13 protein-coding genes are annotated in these 17,308 nt (G+C 71.0%); 8 read left to right on the forward strand and 5 right to left on the reverse strand.

Going from position 1 to position 17,308, the window contains the following annotated elements; all coding sequences use genetic code 11:
- The first annotated feature begins 138 nt into the window (after positions 1-138).
- A complete protein-coding gene (locus ACZ6SD_RS08675; RefSeq protein WP_465316406.1) occupies positions 139-1,170 on the forward strand; it encodes a hypothetical protein in 1,032 nt (343 codons plus the stop codon).
- A gap of 24 nt (positions 1,171-1,194) precedes the next feature.
- Here the strand turns inward: ACZ6SD_RS08675 and lexA are convergent, their stop codons facing one another.
- On the reverse strand, positions 1,195-1,905 hold the full coding sequence (gene lexA, locus ACZ6SD_RS08680) for a transcriptional repressor LexA (protein WP_465316306.1): 711 nt from the start codon (positions 1,903-1,905) through the stop codon (positions 1,195-1,197).
- Between the two features lie 257 nt (positions 1,906-2,162).
- Here lexA and ACZ6SD_RS08685 point away from each other — a divergent pair, with 257 nt between their 5' ends.
- From ACZ6SD_RS08685 to ACZ6SD_RS08715, 7 genes are all read left to right on the forward strand, one after another.
- Positions 2,163-2,633 carry a LysM peptidoglycan-binding domain-containing protein gene (locus tag ACZ6SD_RS08685; protein WP_465316307.1) on the forward strand — a complete coding sequence of 157 codons (471 nt, stop codon included), beginning with the start codon at positions 2,163-2,165 and terminating at the stop codon, positions 2,631-2,633.
- 965 nt (positions 2,634-3,598) lie between these two features.
- Positions 3,599-4,075, forward strand: coding sequence for a transcriptional regulator NrdR (nrdR, locus tag ACZ6SD_RS08690; protein WP_465316308.1), 477 nt, complete (start codon positions 3,599-3,601; stop codon positions 4,073-4,075).
- Between the two features lie 136 nt (positions 4,076-4,211).
- Positions 4,212-7,034 carry a vitamin B12-dependent ribonucleotide reductase gene (locus ACZ6SD_RS08695; protein ID WP_465316309.1) on the forward strand — a complete coding sequence of 941 codons (2,823 nt, stop codon included), beginning with the start codon at positions 4,212-4,214 and terminating at the stop codon, positions 7,032-7,034.
- A 152-nt stretch (positions 7,035-7,186) separates the two neighbouring features.
- The gene (locus tag ACZ6SD_RS08700; RefSeq protein WP_465316310.1) at positions 7,187-7,873 is read left to right on the forward strand and encodes a ferritin-like domain-containing protein; all 687 of its coding nucleotides are present in this window, start codon (positions 7,187-7,189) and stop codon (positions 7,871-7,873) included.
- A gap of 67 nt (positions 7,874-7,940) precedes the next feature.
- Positions 7,941-8,303: a VOC family protein gene (locus ACZ6SD_RS08705; protein WP_465316311.1), complete on the forward strand. Its 363-nt coding sequence runs from the start codon at positions 7,941-7,943 to the stop codon at positions 8,301-8,303.
- Positions 8,304-8,368: 65 nt separating this feature from the next.
- A complete protein-coding gene (locus tag ACZ6SD_RS08710) occupies positions 8,369-9,280 on the forward strand; it encodes an NADP-dependent oxidoreductase (protein ID WP_465316407.1) in 912 nt (303 codons plus the stop codon).
- A 128-nt stretch (positions 9,281-9,408) separates the two neighbouring features.
- Positions 9,409-10,329: a neutral zinc metallopeptidase gene (locus tag ACZ6SD_RS08715; RefSeq protein ID WP_465316312.1), complete on the forward strand. Its 921-nt coding sequence runs from the start codon at positions 9,409-9,411 to the stop codon at positions 10,327-10,329.
- Positions 10,330-10,332: 3 nt separating this feature from the next.
- Here the strand turns inward: ACZ6SD_RS08715 and ACZ6SD_RS08720 are convergent, their stop codons facing one another.
- The 4 genes from ACZ6SD_RS08720 to ACZ6SD_RS08735 are packed head-to-tail and all read right to left on the reverse strand — an operon-like array spanning position 10,333 to position 17,290.
- Positions 10,333-11,379, reverse strand: coding sequence for a DUF2293 domain-containing protein (locus ACZ6SD_RS08720; RefSeq protein ID WP_465316313.1), 1,047 nt, complete (start codon positions 11,377-11,379; stop codon positions 10,333-10,335).
- Positions 11,376-12,203 carry an SWIM zinc finger family protein gene (locus ACZ6SD_RS08725; protein ID WP_465316314.1) on the reverse strand — a complete coding sequence of 276 codons (828 nt, stop codon included), beginning with the start codon at positions 12,201-12,203 and terminating at the stop codon, positions 11,376-11,378. The genes ACZ6SD_RS08720 and ACZ6SD_RS08725 overlap by 4 nt, the downstream gene beginning before the upstream one ends.
- Positions 12,196-15,240, reverse strand: coding sequence for a DEAD/DEAH box helicase (locus tag ACZ6SD_RS08730; protein ID WP_465316315.1), 3,045 nt, complete (start codon positions 15,238-15,240; stop codon positions 12,196-12,198). The genes ACZ6SD_RS08725 and ACZ6SD_RS08730 overlap by 8 nt, the downstream gene beginning before the upstream one ends.
- Before the next feature lie 31 nt (positions 15,241-15,271).
- On the reverse strand, positions 15,272-17,290 hold the full coding sequence (locus tag ACZ6SD_RS08735; RefSeq protein ID WP_465316316.1) for a prolyl oligopeptidase family serine peptidase: 2,019 nt from the start codon (positions 17,288-17,290) through the stop codon (positions 15,272-15,274).
- Between the last annotated feature and the right edge of the window lie 18 nt (positions 17,291-17,308).

The following is a 17,308-nucleotide window of genomic DNA, read 5'->3' on the forward strand; positions in this document are numbered from 1 at the left end:
CGGCCCCGGTGGGATCTCGGTCTCACCGGGGCCGTTGTCGCACTTGTGGGTGAACGCGCGGGGCTGGGACACGTCTGCCTTCATGACGGCCTTCGTGCGGCTACCGTGGGTGGAGAAGACGGAGGAAGGAAGGTGCCAGTGCGAGCGTTGGCGACCGCGGCGCTCGTCGTCGGGCTGAGTCTGGTCGGTGCGGCCGGGGCGGCGGCGCAGCCGCAAGCGCCTTCCGACGCGTGTGCGACGGCCGACAAGCGGCTCGGTGAGCTGTCCGGGCTGGTCGCGGACGGGGAGCGCTGGTACGCGGTCAACGACGGCGGCACCAAGTCCAGCGTCTACGTCCTGACCAAGGACTGCGCGGTCGAGAAGGTGATCAGCGGTCCCACCGACCCGTTCGACGTCGAAGACCTCGCGCGCGGCGCGGACGGCACGTTCTGGCTCGCCGACACTGGCGACAACGACAAGAAGCGTGCCACGGTCGCTCTTATCGCGCTCACGCCGTCCGGTAAGACGACTCTCTTCCGATTGACCTATCCGGACGGTCCGCACGACACCGAAGCGTTGCTGCTCGACAAGAACGGCACGCCGCACCTGGTGACCAAGAACCCGTTCGGCCGGGCCGACGTGTACCGGCCGGTCGCCGGTCTGGTGGCCCCGGGGCCGACCGCGTTGGAGAACGTCGCGTCGATCCAGTTCTCCAGCACGGACACGCAAGGCGGCCCGATCAGCTCGGCGATCGGGTCCGTTGTGGTCACCGGCGGCTCGGTAAGCGCGGACGGCAAAGTCGTCGCTCTGCGCACCTACACCGACGCCTACCTCTACTCGGCTCCCGACGGCGACATCGTCGCGGCGCTGAAGCGGGAGGCCGTGCGCGTGCCGCTGCCCAACGAGCCGCAGGGCGAGGCGGTCGCGCTGGAGCCGGACGGCACGCTGGTCTCCGCGTCCGAGGGGGCCGGGGCGCCGATTCGCGTGGTCAAGGGGGCTGCGGCGCTGCTGGCGCCCGCCGCGGCCGAAGAGGACACACGCGACGGCGGCGGGCGGCCCGGGGGTGCGGCCTCGCCTGCCGCCGCGGACGACGCTGGCGGCCTATCCACGCTCCCCGCGATCGGATTCACCGTCGCCGCGGTAGGTGTGGTGCTGCTGGTCATGCACCGCCGCGCGACCAGGAGATCCTGACCCGGCCGCGCGGCGCGCCCGCGGTCAGAGCCTGCGTAGGACCGCCACGACCTTGCCCAGGATGGTGGCCTCGTCGCCGGGGATCGGCTCGTAGGCGTCGTTGTGCGGCAGCAGCCACACGTGCCCGTCGCGGCGCTTGAACGTCTTCACCGTGGCCTCGCCATCGATCATCGCTGCGACGATCTCGCCGTTGTCCGCCGTAGGCTGCTGGCGCACGACGACCCAGTCGTCGTTGGCGATGGCCGCGTCGATCATCGAGTCGCCCGCGACCTTGAGCATGAACAGCGAGCCCTCGCCGACCAGCTCCTTGGGCAGCGGGAACACTTCCTCCACCGCCTGCTCGGCCAGGATCGGCCCACCGGCGGCGATCCGGCCGAGGACCGGGACGTAGGTCGGCTGGGGCCCCTGGTCGACCTGCTCGATGAGCACCGGGGCGATCTGCTCGCCGCGCAGCTGGGCGGGCGTGGCGTCGACCGGGAGCACGCCGATGGCGCGCGGGCGGTTCGGGTCGCGCCGCAGATAGCCCTTCTCCTCCAGCGCGCGCAGCTGGTAGGCGACCGACGACGTGGACGTCAGGCCGACCGCCTCGCCGATCTCCCGGACGCTGGGCGGGTAGCCGAAACGCTGCACCCAGGAGCGGATGACCTCCAGCACCTGGCGCTGGCGCAGCGGCAACTCGGCGCCGTCGGGCGTCTGGTCCAGGTCGGGGAAACTGCGCACGTTGCCGCTCGCCAAGGGCTTCCTCTTCGGCGCCCCCGGGGGCTTCCGACCACTCGTGCCTGCCACTGCACTGCCTCCCTGCGGTACCGGAGCGCGATCGCGCCCGGTGGTGGATCCACTTCGATCTTCTCCGACTTCGACGGTAGTCCGCCGACCTGCGCAGATCAAACACCTGTTCGAGCGACACGCCGATGGGGTATCGATTTTTGTCGCCGCCTAGTGGTACACATTCGCACGAGCGTTCGATCGAACGGGAGTTCGAGGAGGTTGCGATGGCGGCGGTGCTGGCATCCGAGTCGGCCGAGCGGGCCACGAGCCGGTCTTCGCACGTGGCCGCCCTCGTGCGGCCGATTCTTCGCCCGGCTCGGCGGGAGGGACAAGGGCGGCTCCGGCCGCCCACGCGCAGGCGGGCGCCGAACGCGGCGCACGTCGTCGCCGCGCCAGCCTGCGCGCCGCGGCTGGCGCCGCTCTCGGCCGCGGTGCTGGTCGCGATCGCCGCGGTCGTCGCGGTGGCCGTGTACGGGCTCGGGCTGTTCGCGGGGGCCATGACCGGCGGCGCGGAGGTCCCGCGAACCACGACGGTGGTCCGGGTCGGGCCGGGGGAGAGCCTGTCCGAGGTCGCCGAGCGGATGGCGCCGGGCAGCGATGTGGCCGCGGTGGTCGAGCGCATCCGCGAACTGAACTCGTTAGACGGCGGCGCCGTCCGGGTGGGACAGCCGCTGACGGTGCCGTTCTCCCGGTAGCGCGCCTCGTCGTCGGGTTGGTGCGGCTGGCGACTGGTGTGGCTTGGGCGTGCTCGGTGGCCGCCTTTGTGGATGGCGCGGCCAGAGCGCCTTCGGTTTGTCGCGGCGCGGTTGAGTCGGGTGGCGTCCTTGGCCGGGCAGGCGGGTCGGGTGTTCGTTCACGCTCGGGATGGAGTCGCGCTGGGCGGTGGGTGGCGTCCATGGCCGGTCGAGCGGGTGGTGGACGTCCGGGTGGCCTTCATGGGTGATGCGACAGCGGCGCTTGCCGGGGCAGATGGAGCCGGTGGGCGGCGCTTGGGTGAAGACGGCGGTGTGTCCACAGTGGCGAGCGTGTCTCGGGCGGTCTTAGGGCGAAAGTGACCCCTGGGGCGGGAGTGACACGTCAGGGGAGCGGTTGGGTCGCCTGCGGCGTTGGCGGCGGAGGGGGCTTCCGTGTGCTTGCCCTGTGTGGACTTCGCCGCTCTTGAGAGCTGTACGGCCTTCGGGATGCGGTCGCCAGGTGTCTCGGGATGGTCGTCGGTGGACGGGCGGGACTCGGCGGCTTGCCGGTGGACCGGTGTTGTTGATCACTGGTCCACGGGTGGCTCTCGGGCGTGGGCGGCTGGCGGGTGTGTGGCGGCGCCGCCGTGGGCATCCCTGGCCGGAGGAGAGTCTGAGCGGCGGTTAGGTCACCCGGGCGAGTGAAAGACGCCGTTCATCTGGCGGTCAGAATCGCTGCGTGCGGCGGTGACCACGAAGCGTTTTCAGGGTGTGTCGCGAGTCGTGTCGGCTTGCGTTCATGTGGGGTCCCGGCATACGGTCGACCCCAACATCTTGTGGTTACATCGCTGTAGTTACTCCACAGGTTGGGGTGGGTTGTCCACCTGTTGTCCACGCGTTATCCACATGTCGATCACCATGCGTGGTCGCGTGGGCTAGTGGGGCGATGTGCCGCCCAAGATGACGAGCAGAGAGAGGTGGAGTCGGTGCGCTGTCCGTTTTGTCGCAACTCCGACTCGCGGGTCGTGGACTCGCGGGAGGTCGACGACGGACAGGTGATTCGCCGCAGGCGCTCCTGCTCGCAATGCAGCCGCAGGTTCACCACGGTCGAGGAAGCGATCCTCGCCGTGGTCAAGCGCTCCGGGGTGACCGAGCCGTTCAGCCGGGACAAGGTCGTGCGCGGCGTCCAGCGGGCCTGTCAGGGGCGACCGGTCAACGAGGACCAGCTCCAGCAGCTGGCGCAGAAGGTCGAGGAGACCATTCGCGCCAGCGGGAGCGCCGAGGTGCCCAGCCACGAGGTCGGGCTGGCCATCCTCGGCCCGCTGCGGGAGCTCGACGGGGTCGCCTACCTGCGGTTCGCCAGTGTGTACCGGTCGTTCTCCTCGGTCGAGGACTTCGAGAAGGAGATCGCCGACCTGCGGGCCGCCATGGCGGACCAGGCGGCGCAACAGGATGAGCAGTAGACGGCAGACACGACGGCGCGCGGCGTCGTCCCATCCCCGCGGCGGGGATCGGAAACAGCAGCTTCGGCCGCATCGGACGGGGAGCCCGGACGTGGCCACACCAGGACAGGCCAGTGACGAGGGAGAGGGAACGGTCATGACGGAGACCGTCGGGATCCAGGCGGCGGAGCGCAACGGCTCGCCGAGGGGTCGGCTGCGGGTGCGGCGGATCTACACCACCGAGGGGGTGCACCCCTACGACGAGGTGACCTGGGAGCACCGCGACGTGGTGATGACCAACTGGCGCGACGGCTCGGTGAACTTCGAGCAGCGCGGTGTGGAGTTCCCCGATTTCTGGTCGGTCAACGCGACGAACATCGTGACCAGCAAGTACTTCCGGGGCGCTGTGGGCACCGCGGTGCGTGAGCACTCGCTGCGCCAGCTCATCGACCGGGTGGTGAAGTCCTATGTGGCCGCGGGCGTGGAGCACCAGTACTTCGCCACGCCCGGCGACGCGGAGATCTTCGAGCACGAGCTGACCTGGATGCTGCTGCACCAGGTGTTCAGCTTCAACTCGCCGGTGTGGTTCAACGTGGGCACGTCGTCGCCGCAGCAGGTGTCGGCGTGCTTCATCCTCGCGGTGGACGACACGATGGACTCGATCCTCAACTGGTACAAGGAAGAGGGGCTGATCTTCAAGGGCGGTTCCGGCGCGGGCCTGAACCTGTCGCGGATCCGTTCGTCGAAGGAGCTGCTGTCCTCGGGTGGCACGGCGTCGGGCCCGGTGTCGTTCATGCGCGGGGCGGACGCGTCGGCGGGGACGATCAAGTCCGGCGGGGCGACGCGCCGGGCGGCGAAGATGGTGGTCCTCGACGTCGACCACCCCGACGTGGAGGAGTTCATCGAGACGAAGGCCCGTGAGGAGGAGAAGATCCGGGTTCTGCGGGACGCGGGCTTCGACATGGACCTCGGCGGGTCGGACATCACGTCGGTGCAGTACCAGAACGCGAACAACTCGGTGCGGGTGTCGGACGAGTTCATGCGCGCGGTGGAGTCCGGCGAGCGGTTCGGGCTGCGGTCGCGCACGACCGGCGAGGTCATCGAGCAGGTCGAGGCCAAGGACCTGTTCCGCAAGCTGGCGAAGGCGGCGTGGGAGTGCGCCGACCCGGGCATCCAGTACGACGACACGATCAACGACTGGCACACGTGCCCGGAGTCGGGGCGGATCACCGCGTCCAACCCGTGCAGCGAGTACATGCACCTGGACAACTCCAGCTGCAACCTGGCGTCGTTGAACCTGATGAAGTTCCTGGGCGAGGACGGCAGGTTCGACGCGGAGACGTTCGCGAAGGCCGTCGAGATCATCATCACCGCGATGGACATCTCGATCTGCTTCGCCGACTTCCCGACCGAGCCGATCGCGGAGACCACGCGCAAGTTCCGCCAGCTGGGCATCGGGTACGCGAACCTGGGCGCGCTGCTGATGGCCACCGGCCACGCCTACGACTCCGAGGGCGGCCGGGCGCTGGCCGCGTCGATCACCTCGCTCATGACCGGCACCGCCTACCGCCGCTCCGCTGAGCTGGCGGGCGTCGTCGGCCCGTTCGAGGGCTACGCCCGCAACGCCGAGGCGCAGCAGCGCGTCATGCGCAAGCACGCCGCGGCGAACGACCTGGTCCGCACCTACCACGCCAACGACGCGGCCGTGCAGAAGGTGGCGACCCGCGAGTGGCAGGCCGCGCTGGCCATCGGCGCGCACAACGGCTGGCGCAACGCGCAGGCCAGCGTGCTCGCCCCCACCGGCACCATCGGCCTGATGATGGACTGCGACACGACCGGGATCGAGCCGGACCTGGCGCTGGTGAAGTTCAAGAAGCTGGTCGGCGGCGGTTCGATGCAGATCGTGAACCAGACCGTGCCGCGCGCGCTCAAGTCCCTGGGATACCAGGACGAGCAGGTCGAGGCGATCATCGAGCACATCGCCGAGCACGGGCACGTTGTCGACGCGCCGGGCCTGCGCCGGGAGCACTACGAGGTGTTCGACTGCGCCATGGGTGAGCGGTCGATCGCGCCGATGGGGCACGTGCGGATGATGGCGGCGGTGCAGCCGTTCCTGTCCGGGGCGATCTCCAAGACGGTGAACATGCCGGAGGCGGCCACCGTCGCGGAGGTCGAGGAGATCTACTTCCAGGGCTGGAAGCTCGGCCTGAAGGCGCTGGCGATCTACCGGGACAACTGCAAGGTCGGGCAGCCGCTGTCGGCGGGCAAGGGCGCCAACAACGGCGGCAAGGCCGAGCCGGAGAAGGTCGTGGAGTACCGGCCGGTGCGCAAGCGGCTGCCGAAGAAGCGCCCGTCGCAGACGGTGTCGTTCACCGTGGGCGGCGCCGAGGGCTACCTGCACGCGGGTTCCTACCCGGACGACGGTCTCGGCGAGATCTTCGTGAAGCTGGGCAAGCAGGGCTCGACCCTGGCCGGGGTGATGGACGCGTTCTCGATGTCGATCTCGGTCGGGTTGCAGTACGGCATCCCGCTGGAGTTCTACGTCTCGAAGTTCCAGAACCTGCGCTTCGAGCCCGCAGGCATGACCGACGACCCGGACGTGCGGATCGCCACCAGCGTGCTGGACTACCTGTTCCGCAGGCTGGCCCTGGACTACCTGCCCTACGACAAGCGCGCCCAACTGGGCATCTTCACCGCCGATGAGCGCTCCGCCCAGGTCGCGGCCGACTACGGCTCCGCCGAGGTCGACCTCGAAGCCCTGCGCACGACCATCGACACCGCCCCCCGCGCCACCACGACCGAGACCAAGCCCGAACCCAAGCCCAAGACCACCGAAGCCCACAGCTCCACCGAACTGCTCGAACTGCACCTCGGCAAAGCCGCCGACGCCCCGCTCTGCATGACCTGCGGCACCAAAATGCGCCCCGCGGGCTCCTGCTACCTCTGCGAGGGCTGCGGCTCCACCTCCGGGTGCAGCTGATATCTGAGCGCTTCAGCAGGTGAAGCACCTGCAAAGGGCAGGGGCGGCGATTGCCGCCCCTGCCCTTTGTCGTGCGGCCATAGTGGAGGGAACCTGTGCGGGAACAGTGAAGGCGTCCCTTTTCTTCGTAAGGCGCTGTCATTGTCAGGTTTATGACCTCTGTGGAGTGGCTGCGGGAGTTCACCGAGGAAGCCGAGCGGCGGGCGGGGCGGGCGGAGCCTGACTGGACCGCGCGGGTGCGGATGCATCCCGATGTGGTGCGGAGCGTGCAGCGGTTTCAGGTTGGTGAGGATGGGGACGGGCGGAATCTGATCGGTAAGGCCGAGGCCGCGGGGGATGGGGCTTACGCGGCGGCGGTAAGGCTGTTTGTGGAAGAGGAGCGCGAGCACGCGCGGTTGCTTGGCGAGCTGTTGCGCGCGGCGGGGGCGTCGACCATCGCAACGCATTGGAGTGATGTGGTGTTCATCTGGTTGCGGCGGGGGTTGGGGCTGCGGCTGGAGTTGATGGTCTTGGCGATCGCGGAGGTGGTGGCGTTGGTGTACTACCGGGTGCTGCGGGACGGTGTGGGTGATGTGTTGGCCAGTGAGGTCGCGGGGCGGATTCTGGCGGATGAGCGAAGACATGTGCCTTTTCACCGGGACCGTCTGCGGGCTGCGTCGGTGAGGTGGCCCGCGCGGGTGGTGTGGTGGGTGCTGTTTCTCGGGGCCGTCCTGGTCGTGGTCGGTGATCATGGGCGGGCGTTGCGGGTGCTGGGGGTGTCTCGGCGGGCCTTCGTGGCCGAGGCGGTGCGGGAGTTCGCGGGGGCCGCGGATCTGCGGGTGCGCGACTTACGCGGCTGAACCATGCTCGAAGGCGCATTGGTGCCAAGATGGCGCTGTTCATCCACCGGACAGGGGAGGCGACGTGATGACCGCGAGCCTGATGATGGTCAACATCGACTGCGACGACCCCCAGGGTCTCGCCACGTTCTACAGCGAGCTGCTGGGCTGGAAGATCACCTACAACGAGGGCGACTACGCCATGATCACCGGCGAGGGCACCTCGATCGGGTTCGGCCGGATCGAGAACTACACGCCGCCGCGGTGGCCGGACGAGGGCGCGCCCAAGCGGTTCCACTTGGACCTCTACGTGGACGACTTCGATGTGGCCGAGGCCCGCGGCGTGGAACTCGGCGCGACGAAGCCGGACTTCCAGCCCGGTGAGGGAAACTGGCGCGTCATGCTCGACCCGTCGGGGCAGCCGTTCTGCCTGTGCCCGCGGCCGTCGTGACCGCGGTCACGCGCCCTTGACCTCTACTTAACTGGAGGTTCAACGATGGTGGCATGAGCGACCAGATGACCGCGATGGCCATCATCGAACACGGCTCGGCCGACGTCCTGCGGCCGATGACCCTGCCGCGCCCGAACCCCGGACCCGGCGAGGTGCGCGTGCGGGTCCGGGCGGCGGGCGTGCAGCCCTTCGACGTGGCCGTGCGCACCGGCTGGTCTCCGCCGGGCGCGTCGGTGGTGTTCCCGCAGATTCTGGGCAACGAGTTCGCGGGTGTGGTCGACGCCGTGGGGGCGGGCGTCGACCACCTCGCGGCGGGCGACGAGGTGCTGGGGTTCGCCGTCCTGGGCAGCTATGCGGAGTACCGCGTCGCACCCGCCGACCAGGTCGTGCGCAAGCCCGCGGGGATGCCGTGGGAGGTCGCGGGCGGGTTCACCGCGGGCGCGCAGACGGCGAGCATCGCCCTGGACTTCCTGCGGGTCGGCGCGGGGGAGACGTTGCTCGTGCACGGGGGTGCGGGCGCTGTTGGCACGATGGCGGTGCAACTCGCCCGGCTGCGCGGGGTGACGGTAGTGGCTACCGCACGCGCGGAAAACCACGACTACCTGCGCTCGTTGGGCGCGATTCCGGTGACCTACGGCGACGGTCTGGCGGACCGGGTCCGGGCGGCGGCGCCCCAGGGCATCGACGCGTCGCTGGACGCGGCCGGGGGCGACGCGCCGCGCGTGTCGGCCGAGCTGGGGGTCAGCGGCGAGCGGAACGGGACCATCGTCGCCTTCGAGCTGGCCGAGAAGCTCGGCGCGCGGCGGATCGTGGGCGCCCGCTCGGCCGCTCGCCTGGCCGCTCTGGCCGACCTCTACGACCAGGGCCTCTTGCGCGCGCATATCCGCAGCACCTACCCGCTGACGGCGGCGGCGGACGCGCACCGCGAGGTGGAGACCGGTCACGGGCGCGGAAAGGTCGTCTTGATCGTCGGGTGAGCCCAGTATGCTGGCCGGGCGTGGGTTCGGGGGGACGATCGCCCTCGCGTGCGATGCGAGGGTGGGGGCATGAGCGAGCTCGCGAGCCAGTCCTGGGCGCAGTGCGCCCGAACTCGTGCGGTGGCCGCATGAGCGAGTCCCGGCCTGATCCGGTCGGGCTGTCGGAAGTCCCGGTCGTCCTGGTGGAGCCTGAGCGGCGGAACTCGCCGCTGGTCTTGGTCGCCGTGCTCGGCATCGTGCTGGTCGGGGTGCTCTGGATCGCGGTGCTCGGCCGGGTGCTGTCCGGCGGATCGGTGGTGACCGGCACGGCGCTCGCGGTCGGCGAGACGGCTGGCGAGTACTCCCGGCCCGGTTCGGTCTCCCTGTCCGACATCGCCGCGAACCGGCTGCTGGCTCCGGGCGCCCCGCTGGCCGAGGTCGACTGCGCGCTGCCCGCGCTGGGCACCGACCCCGGCGAGCTGGACGCCTACTACCGCATCGGCATCGGCTGCCTCGACCGCGCGTGGGAGCCGGTGCTGACCGGCGCCGGTCTGCGGTTCGCCAGCCCGCGGCTCAACATCGATGACCGGCCGCGCGCGAAGTGCGGCTTCACCCCGTCCGAGGACGAGGCCACCGCGTTCTACTGCGATCGCGACCGCACGATCTACCTGCCCCGCGAGCGCCTGCTGCGGGACGCGGGTGAGGACTCCGCGTACCACCTGGCGGTGCTGGCCCACGAGTACGGCCACCACGTGCAGGCGCTCAGCGGCATTCTGCGCGCTTCGGCGAACCGGGAAGCTGCCGCGGACGAGAACGAGTTCTTGGAGCTGTCGCGGCGCACGGAGCTGCAAGCGAACTGCTTCGCCGGGCTGTTTCTCGCCGCGGCGCAGGGGCGGGGTGGCGTGGACGCCGCGCTGGCTGAGGAGTCAGTGCGCAGCTTCGAGGACACCGACGGCGCCGACAGCCATGGCACGCCGGTCAACCAGGCCCGCTGGGCGCGCGCCGGGTTCGACGGCAAGTCCACCGCATCGTGTGACACGTGGTCTGTGCCCGCCAGTGAGGTCGGGTAGCGGTCAGGGCTGACGCCACTGGGTGAGGACGCGGTCGATCTCGTCGCGGATGCGTTCGCGGGCCTCCGCGCGCGGCACGCCCGCCATGAGCATGGCGTCGTAGTCGGTCTCCTCGTGGCGGATGGCGGCGACGACGGCGAGGGTGACCGCGTGCTCGTCCAGCGCGCGGCCCGCCGCCGACCGGCCGACGCGCCCGCTGCTGCGGGTGCCCGCGTGGTCGGCGATGGCTTTCGCCCGGTCCGCGGCCAGGCCGGGGAACAGTTCGCCGATGCGCGCGGCGAACGCGGCCTGGAACTCCACGTCCTGGGCGGCGCGGCGTTCGCGTTCGCGGACCCGGCGGCGCTCCCGGACGTCTTCGTCGGCTAGGCACTGGTCCTCGGCCGCTTCCAGTGCTTCGCGTTCCACGAGCAGGCCGCGCCGGTCGAAGCGTTTGCGGGACTTGTTCCACCGCACCACGATCGCCGCGAGGCCGCTCGCCTTGTGGGCCCGCCGGGTGAGCGCCGCGTTACCGGACGGCAGGAAGACGAGATGGCCCAGGTCGGCGCAGTCCAGACACAGGGGCAGGCCGTCTTCGAGGAAGTGGAAGTCCCCGGTGTCCCCGCACTGCGCGCAGAACCACTGCTTGTCGGGCAGGATCACGGCGAGATCCGGCGCTTTGGCCTGCCGTTCGGCCAGTTTCGCCTTACGGGCCGCGGACAGACCAGGATCGGTCCACTGTGTCCGGTAAGCGCGTTCGGCGACCGGGTCGCCCGACGCGGTGAACCGCAGGGCGCGGCGGTCCCGGGTGGCGGCCACATAGTCCACTTCGGATTCTGGAAGGCGTTGGCCACGCGCCCACTCGTGCAGACGCGCCACCGCTTCCGCGAGCCGTTCCGGCGGCACGGCGGCGAGCTGGTCGAGGTGTGGCGCGCCGCCCGACTCCCACTCCCGCACGGTTCGTGCGGTCAGCCAGCCCAGCCCGGCGAGCACGTCGAGGGGAACGACGACTTTCTTGCGGCGCAACAACTCTTCGGCGACCGAGGCCACCCGCCGGTCGAGGCGTCCACTCACGGTGATTCCTCTTCGCTTGCCATCGCGCGGTAAGCGGGCCGCAGCCACTCGGTCAGCGGGCGCCCGCGCAGGGTCACCGGCAGCGGGTCAAGCTCGTCGAGCAGGGCGTCCGGCGCGGTCATGGCGATTGGGGCGGGCGGTGTGCTCGACGGCGCGGTGGCACTGCCCCAGAACGTGTCCAGCAGCGCGGAAAGCGGCTCGCCGTCGTCGTCCGGCTCGGCGGCGGACGCGCGGTCCCGCAGCGCGCGCAGGTTGTCGAGCAGCTCCTGCCTACCGCGTCCGCGCCAGGCCAGGATCTGGAACGGGTCCGCGTCGAACGACTCCGCTAAGAGGTAACAGGCAGCGGCAAGATGTTTGCACGGCACTTCCCAGTCCGGACAAGAGCATTCCATCGACAGCTCGCGGAAGTTGTCCGGGAACAGCCGCAGCCCCACGTCGGCGAACACCGCCTCGATGTCCTGCGGCATGTCCCCGGCGAGCAGCTTCGCCAGGAACAGCGCCTGCCCGGCGAGCGCCTTCTCCACTTCGGCCCACTCCGCCGAGGTGAACGCCTTCACCCCGATCCGCACCCGGTAAGGGCTCGGCCGCGACCCCTGCACCTGCGCGACGGCGATGCTGGTCGACAGCGACAGGCTCAGCACCTGCCCGGCCCGCGCGTAGCGCTTGCCGCGCTCCAGCCGCCCGCCCATGCCCAGGGACTCCAGCACGTCGAGGAACCGCCGCGACCACCACGTCCGCGCGATGTCGCCGCGCTGGCTCCGCGCCCGCAGCCCGCCCTCGACCCGAATCGGCCTGGTCGACTTCTCGCGCCACCACTCACTCACCGACAGCCTCCGAGGACAGCGTTACCAGTTCCCGTAGCTCGGCTGTCGACAGCTCGGTAAGCCAGTTCTCGCCCGCGCCGACGACCAACTGCGCGAGCGCCTTCTTCTGCTCGATCATCTTGTCGATGCGCTCTTCCAGGGTGCCGACGCAGACGAACTTGCGCACCTGCACGTCCCGGCGCTGCCCGATCCGGAACGCGCGGTCGGTCGCCTGGTCCTCGACCGCCGGGTTCCACCACCGGTCCAGGTGGATGACGTGGTTGGCCGCGGTCAGCGTCAGGCCGGTGCCGCCAGCCTTGAGCGACAGCAGGAAGATCGACGGCCCCGCGCCGGACTGGAACCGCTCCACCAGCGCGTCGCGCTGCCGCTTCGGGGTACCGCCGTGCAGGAAAGCGACCTCGGTGTCGAACCGGGCGGCGAGATAGGGCACCAGCATGCCGCCGAACGCCGCGAACTGGGTGAAGCACAGCGCGCGGTCGCCGTCGGCCAGCACCTCCTCCAGCGTGTCCTCCAGCCGGGCGAGCTTGCCGGAGCGGCCCGCGATCCGGGAGCCGTCGCCGAGGAACTGCGCCGGGTGGTTGCAGACCTGCTTGAGCTTGGTCATGGTGGCGAGCACCAAGCCCTTGCGTCGCACGCCCTCACTCTCATCGATCTTGGCGAGCATGTCGTCCACCACCGCGCGGTAGAGCGACGCCTGTTCGGCGGTGAGGTTGCAGAGCTGCTTCATCTCCAGCTTGTCCGGCAGGTCGTCGATGATCGCCGGATCGGTCTTGACCCTGCGCAGCACAAACGGCCCGGTAATCCGGCGCAGCCGTGCGGCGGCGTCTTCGTCGTTGTGGCGCTCCACCGGCACCGCGAACCGCGCGCGGAACTTGGCCAGCGGGCCGAGCAGGCCAGGATTCGCGAAGTCCATGATCGACCACAGTTCGGCGAGCCGGTTCTCTACCGGGGTTCCGGTAAGCGCGACGCGGTGTCGGGCGCGCAGCGACCGCACGGCCTGCGACTGCCGGGCCGCGCTGTTCTTGATGTTCTGCGCCTCGTCCAGCACGATCCGATCCCAGGTCAGCGTGCCCAAAGCCGCCGCGTCGCGGGCGGCCAACGCGTACGTGGTGATCACCAGGTCCACGCCGGACACGGCCTTGGCCAACCGCGGGCCGGTAAGCCGGTCCGCGCCGTGGTGAACGTGCACCCGCAGCCCGGGGGTGAACCGCTCCGCCTCCCGCTGCCAGTTGCCCACCACCGACATGGGGCAGATCAGCAGCGTCGGTGGGCGCTCGGTGTCCGACCGGGCCAGCGCCTCCAACGCGAGCAGTTGGACGGTCTTGCCCAGCCCCATGTCGTCGGCCAGGCACGCCCCGAGGCCGAGCCGGTCCAGGAAGACCAGCCAGGCCAGACCGCGACGCTGGTAAGGGCGCAGGTCGGCGGTGAAGCCCTCGGGGGTGTCGACCGGCTCCAGAGTCGCCTCGACCGCGCCGCCGAGCAGGTCGGCCAGCCAGCCCGTGCCGCCGATGTCGACCACCGGCAGGGGGAACCCGTTGTCATCGGCGGGCATCCCGGCCAGCTCCAGCACCTCGCCGACCGACATCCGCCCGTTCCCGGCGCGTTCGAGGAACGCCAGGCCCGCCGCGAGCTGACGCTGGTCGACGTGCACCCACTGCCCGCGCATCCGCACCAGCGGCGCCTTCGCCGCCGCGAGCTCCCGCAGTTCGTTCTCGGTGAGCGTGAGGTCGCCCAGCGCGAGATCCCACCGGTAGTCGACCAGCTCGTCCTTGCCGAGAACGCTGTCGCGGGCGACCGTCCCCGCCGTTCCCCGGCTCGTGGTGCTCAGCTTCAACCCCACTCGCGACGACGCCTGCCACCACGACGGCAGCAGCACCCCGAACCCGGCCTGGTCCAGCGCGGCCGCGCGGGAGAGGAACCGGTGCGCGCCCGCGGTGTCCAGCCGCAGCCCGGCCGGGTGCGCTTCGCGCAGGGCGGCGTCGAGGTCCGGGTAGACGCGGCACGCGCGGCCGAGGTCGGCCAGCAGCAGCTCCTGCGGCCGGGTGACCCAGCGCCGCAGCACCTGGTCGCGGTCGCCGCTCCACACCTGCGCGGCCGACACCAGCACACTCGGGTCGTCTGCGGCCTGGAGCAGGAACTCCAGCGTCCAGTCGTCCGACCGGTGGTCCTCGGCCTGGTCCGGCGAGCGCAGCCGGAAGCACGTCCGCACCGGTTCGTCGCGCTCCGCCCCGGACCGCCAGGTGTCCACCGCGCCCGCCAGCCGCGCGGTCCGCTCCGGCGGCACGGCGAGCCGGGGAGCGTCGCCGACCAAACCTCGTAGTAGCGCGCTCGCCGCCGCCTCCGCCGCGGCGGACCGGCCGGGCGGGGCGAGCCGGACACCGGTCAGCCGCGCACGGGCGGCCGCGTCGACGAACGCGTCGAGCACGGGTCGCAAGACGTCGTCGGCAGACCTGCCGTCGAGCAGTTCAGGGTCGACCTGCACCGCCCGCAGCACCGGCGGCAGCGCGTCGCGCAGCCGGGCGTACCGGGCCGAGTCGACCCCGGACAGCGTGGGCCGCCAGCGCGCGGCCGGTCCGCCGCTCTCGCTCACGATCGAGGGCAGCACCCGGCCCCGCGTGACCAGGTCCTCGGCGAAGGCGGCCACCTGGGACAGGAACCGCACGCTCGCGCCCGCCCGCACGTCGTCCCGCTCGGCCATCCGGCTCGCGGTGAACACCGCGGGCGCCAGCCGCACGGTCGGCACCCGCCACGGCCGCAGCGCCACCGCGCCGCGCGGGGGCGCCGGGGCGGTCAGCGGGTCGCGCACCAGCTCGGGTGAGGCGACCGGCGCGGACGGCCGCGAGGGCAGCAGCACCCGGGACTCGTCCGCCGCGCCCGCCACGGCGACCCGCTCGGCCAGCACCCGCGCGGGCACGGCGAACGGGTGCCCTTCGACGGCGCGGCTCGCGCGTCCCGCACGGCGGGTGGGCAGGTCGGAGTCCTCCGCCCAGAGCGCTAACTCTCCGGCGGCAGTGACCAGACAGTGCAGCGCCAACACCGCGTAGACACTACCGACCGGCTATCCGCCGTCAGCCGAGAGTGCGCAAGAGGAACTCGTAGACGATCGCCGACATGTACGCCCGCTGCGCGTTGTCCGCCGCCGCCCCGTGCCCGCCTTCGATGTTCTCGTAGTACCGGGGCGCGAACCCGAGATCGATCATCTTGGCCGCCATCTTGCGCGCGTGGCCCGGATGCACCCGGTCGTCGCGGGTGGACGTCACGAAGAACACCGGCGGGTACTTCGCCGTGTCGCTGACGTTGTGGTACGGGGAGAACTCCTTGAGATAAGACCAGTCCGCGGGGTCGTCCGGGTTGCCCCACTCGGCCATCCAGGACGCGCCCGCGAGCAACAGGTGGTAGCGGCGCAGGTCCAACAGCGGCACCTGGCTCACCACCGCGCCGAACAGCTCCGGGTAGCGGGTCAGCATCACGCCCGCGAGCAGGCCGCCGTTGCTGCCGCCCTGCGCGCCCAGCCGCTCGGGCGTGGTGATCCCGCGGGCGACTAGGTCGCGGGCCACCGCGGCGAAGTCCTCGTAGGCGCGCGGCCGGTTCTCCCGCAGCGCCGCCCGGTGCCAGGCCGGGCCGTACTCGCCGCCGCCGCGGATGTTGGCGACCACGTAGGTGCCGCCGTGCTCCAGCCAGCCCCGGCCGAGCCCGCCGCTGTAACCGGGGGTGAGGGAGACCTCGAACCCGCCGTAGCCGTAGAGCAGGGTCGGGCCGCTGGTGTCCGGGCCCGAGACCACGAAGTAGGGCACCCGGGTGCCGTCGTCGGACACCGCGAAGTGCTGCTCGACGGTCATGCCCTCGGCGTCGAAGAACGCGGGAGCCTGCCGCAGCACTTCCAGCTCTCCGCCGACCTCTCCACGCAAGAGGGTCGAGGGCTGGAGGTAGCCGCTGACGTTGAGCAGGTACTCGTCGCTGTGGTCCGGGTCGGTGTCGATCACGTCGGCCGAGCCGACCTCGGGGGCGCCGGGCAGCTCGCCGCGCGTCCAGCCGCCGGGGCCGGGCGTCAGGACCGCCAGCCGGGTCTTGACGTCGGACAGCTCGTTGAGCAGCAGGTGGTTGCGGGTCCAGGAGTACCCGCTGAGCGAGGTGCGCTCGTCCGGCTCGAACAGCGCGACCAGGTCCCGCCCGCCCGCGAGGAAGTCGTCGAAGCGGGTCGCCAGCAGCGACCCCGACCGGAACGTGGACTCCTCGACCGTCCAGTCCGACCGGAGGCTGACCAGCAGCCACTCGCGGTGGATCTCGGCCGTCGCGTCGTCGGGCACGTCGACCCGGACGAGGTCGCCCGAAGGGGTGCGGAGGAACACTTCGGAGCTGAAGAAGTCCGGGAAGCGGCCGACGAAGTCGCGCTCGAAGCCCGGGGTGAAGTCGTGGTAGGCGTAGACGCTGACGTCTTCGGGCTTGCCCTCGAAGACCACCTCGGCCTCGGACAGCGGCGTTCCCCGCCGCCACTGCTTGACGACGCGCGGATAGCCGGACGTGGTCAGCGAGCCTTCGCCGAAGTCGGTGCCGACATACACCTGGTCGGCGTCGATCCAGTTGACCCGGGTCTTGGCCTCCGGCAGGACGAACCCGTCGGCGACGAACTCGCCGGTGCGCAGGTCGAACTCGCGGACCACCGTCGCGTCCGCGCCGCCGCGCGACAGCTCGACCAACGCCAGGTGGTAGTCCGGCTTGAGCACCGCGGCGCCCTTCCAGACCCAGTTCTCGTCCTCCCGCTCGGCCAGCGCGTCCACGTCGAGCAGGACAGTCCAGTCCGGAGCGCCGGTGCGGTACTCGGCCAGGGTCGTGCGCCGCCACAGGCCGCGCGGGTGGGCCGCGTCCTGCCAGAAGTTGTAGAGGAACTCCCCGCGCCGCCGCGGGTAGGGGATGCGGTCGTCGGCGTCGAGCACCTCGCGCAGGCGGGTCCGGATCGTGTCGAACCGCGCACCGCTGGTCAGCTCGGCCGCGGTCTCCGCGTTGCGGGCCCGGACCCAGTCGAGGGCGTCGTCTCCGGTGACGTCTTCCAGCCAGAGATACGGGTCGAGGGCAGCGGCGTCGGTCATGCGGCCAGTCTGCCATCG

The sequence above is a fragment of the Actinokineospora sp. NPDC051303 genome, from assembly GCF_055586285.1.

Bases quoted from the DNA above. Each gene is read 5' to 3' on its own strand.
- ACZ6SD_RS08735 (WP_465316316.1), bottom strand. From the start codon at position 17,290: ATGACCGACGCCGCTGCCCTCGACCCGTATCTCTGGCTGGAAGACGTC.
- ACZ6SD_RS08685 (WP_465316307.1), top strand. From the start codon at position 2,163: ATGGCGGCGGTGCTGGCATCCGAGTCGGCCGAGCGGGCCACGAGCCGG.
- ACZ6SD_RS08710 (WP_465316407.1), top strand. From the start codon at position 8,369: ATGACCGCGATGGCCATCATCGAACACGGCTCGGCCGACGTCCTGCGG.
- ACZ6SD_RS08715 (WP_465316312.1), top strand. From the start codon at position 9,409: ATGAGCGAGTCCCGGCCTGATCCGGTCGGGCTGTCGGAAGTCCCGGTC.
- ACZ6SD_RS08705 (WP_465316311.1), top strand. From the start codon at position 7,941: ATGACCGCGAGCCTGATGATGGTCAACATCGACTGCGACGACCCCCAG.
- ACZ6SD_RS08695 (WP_465316309.1), top strand. From the start codon at position 4,212: ATGACGGAGACCGTCGGGATCCAGGCGGCGGAGCGCAACGGCTCGCCG.
- ACZ6SD_RS08700 (WP_465316310.1), top strand. From the start codon at position 7,187: ATGACCTCTGTGGAGTGGCTGCGGGAGTTCACCGAGGAAGCCGAGCGG.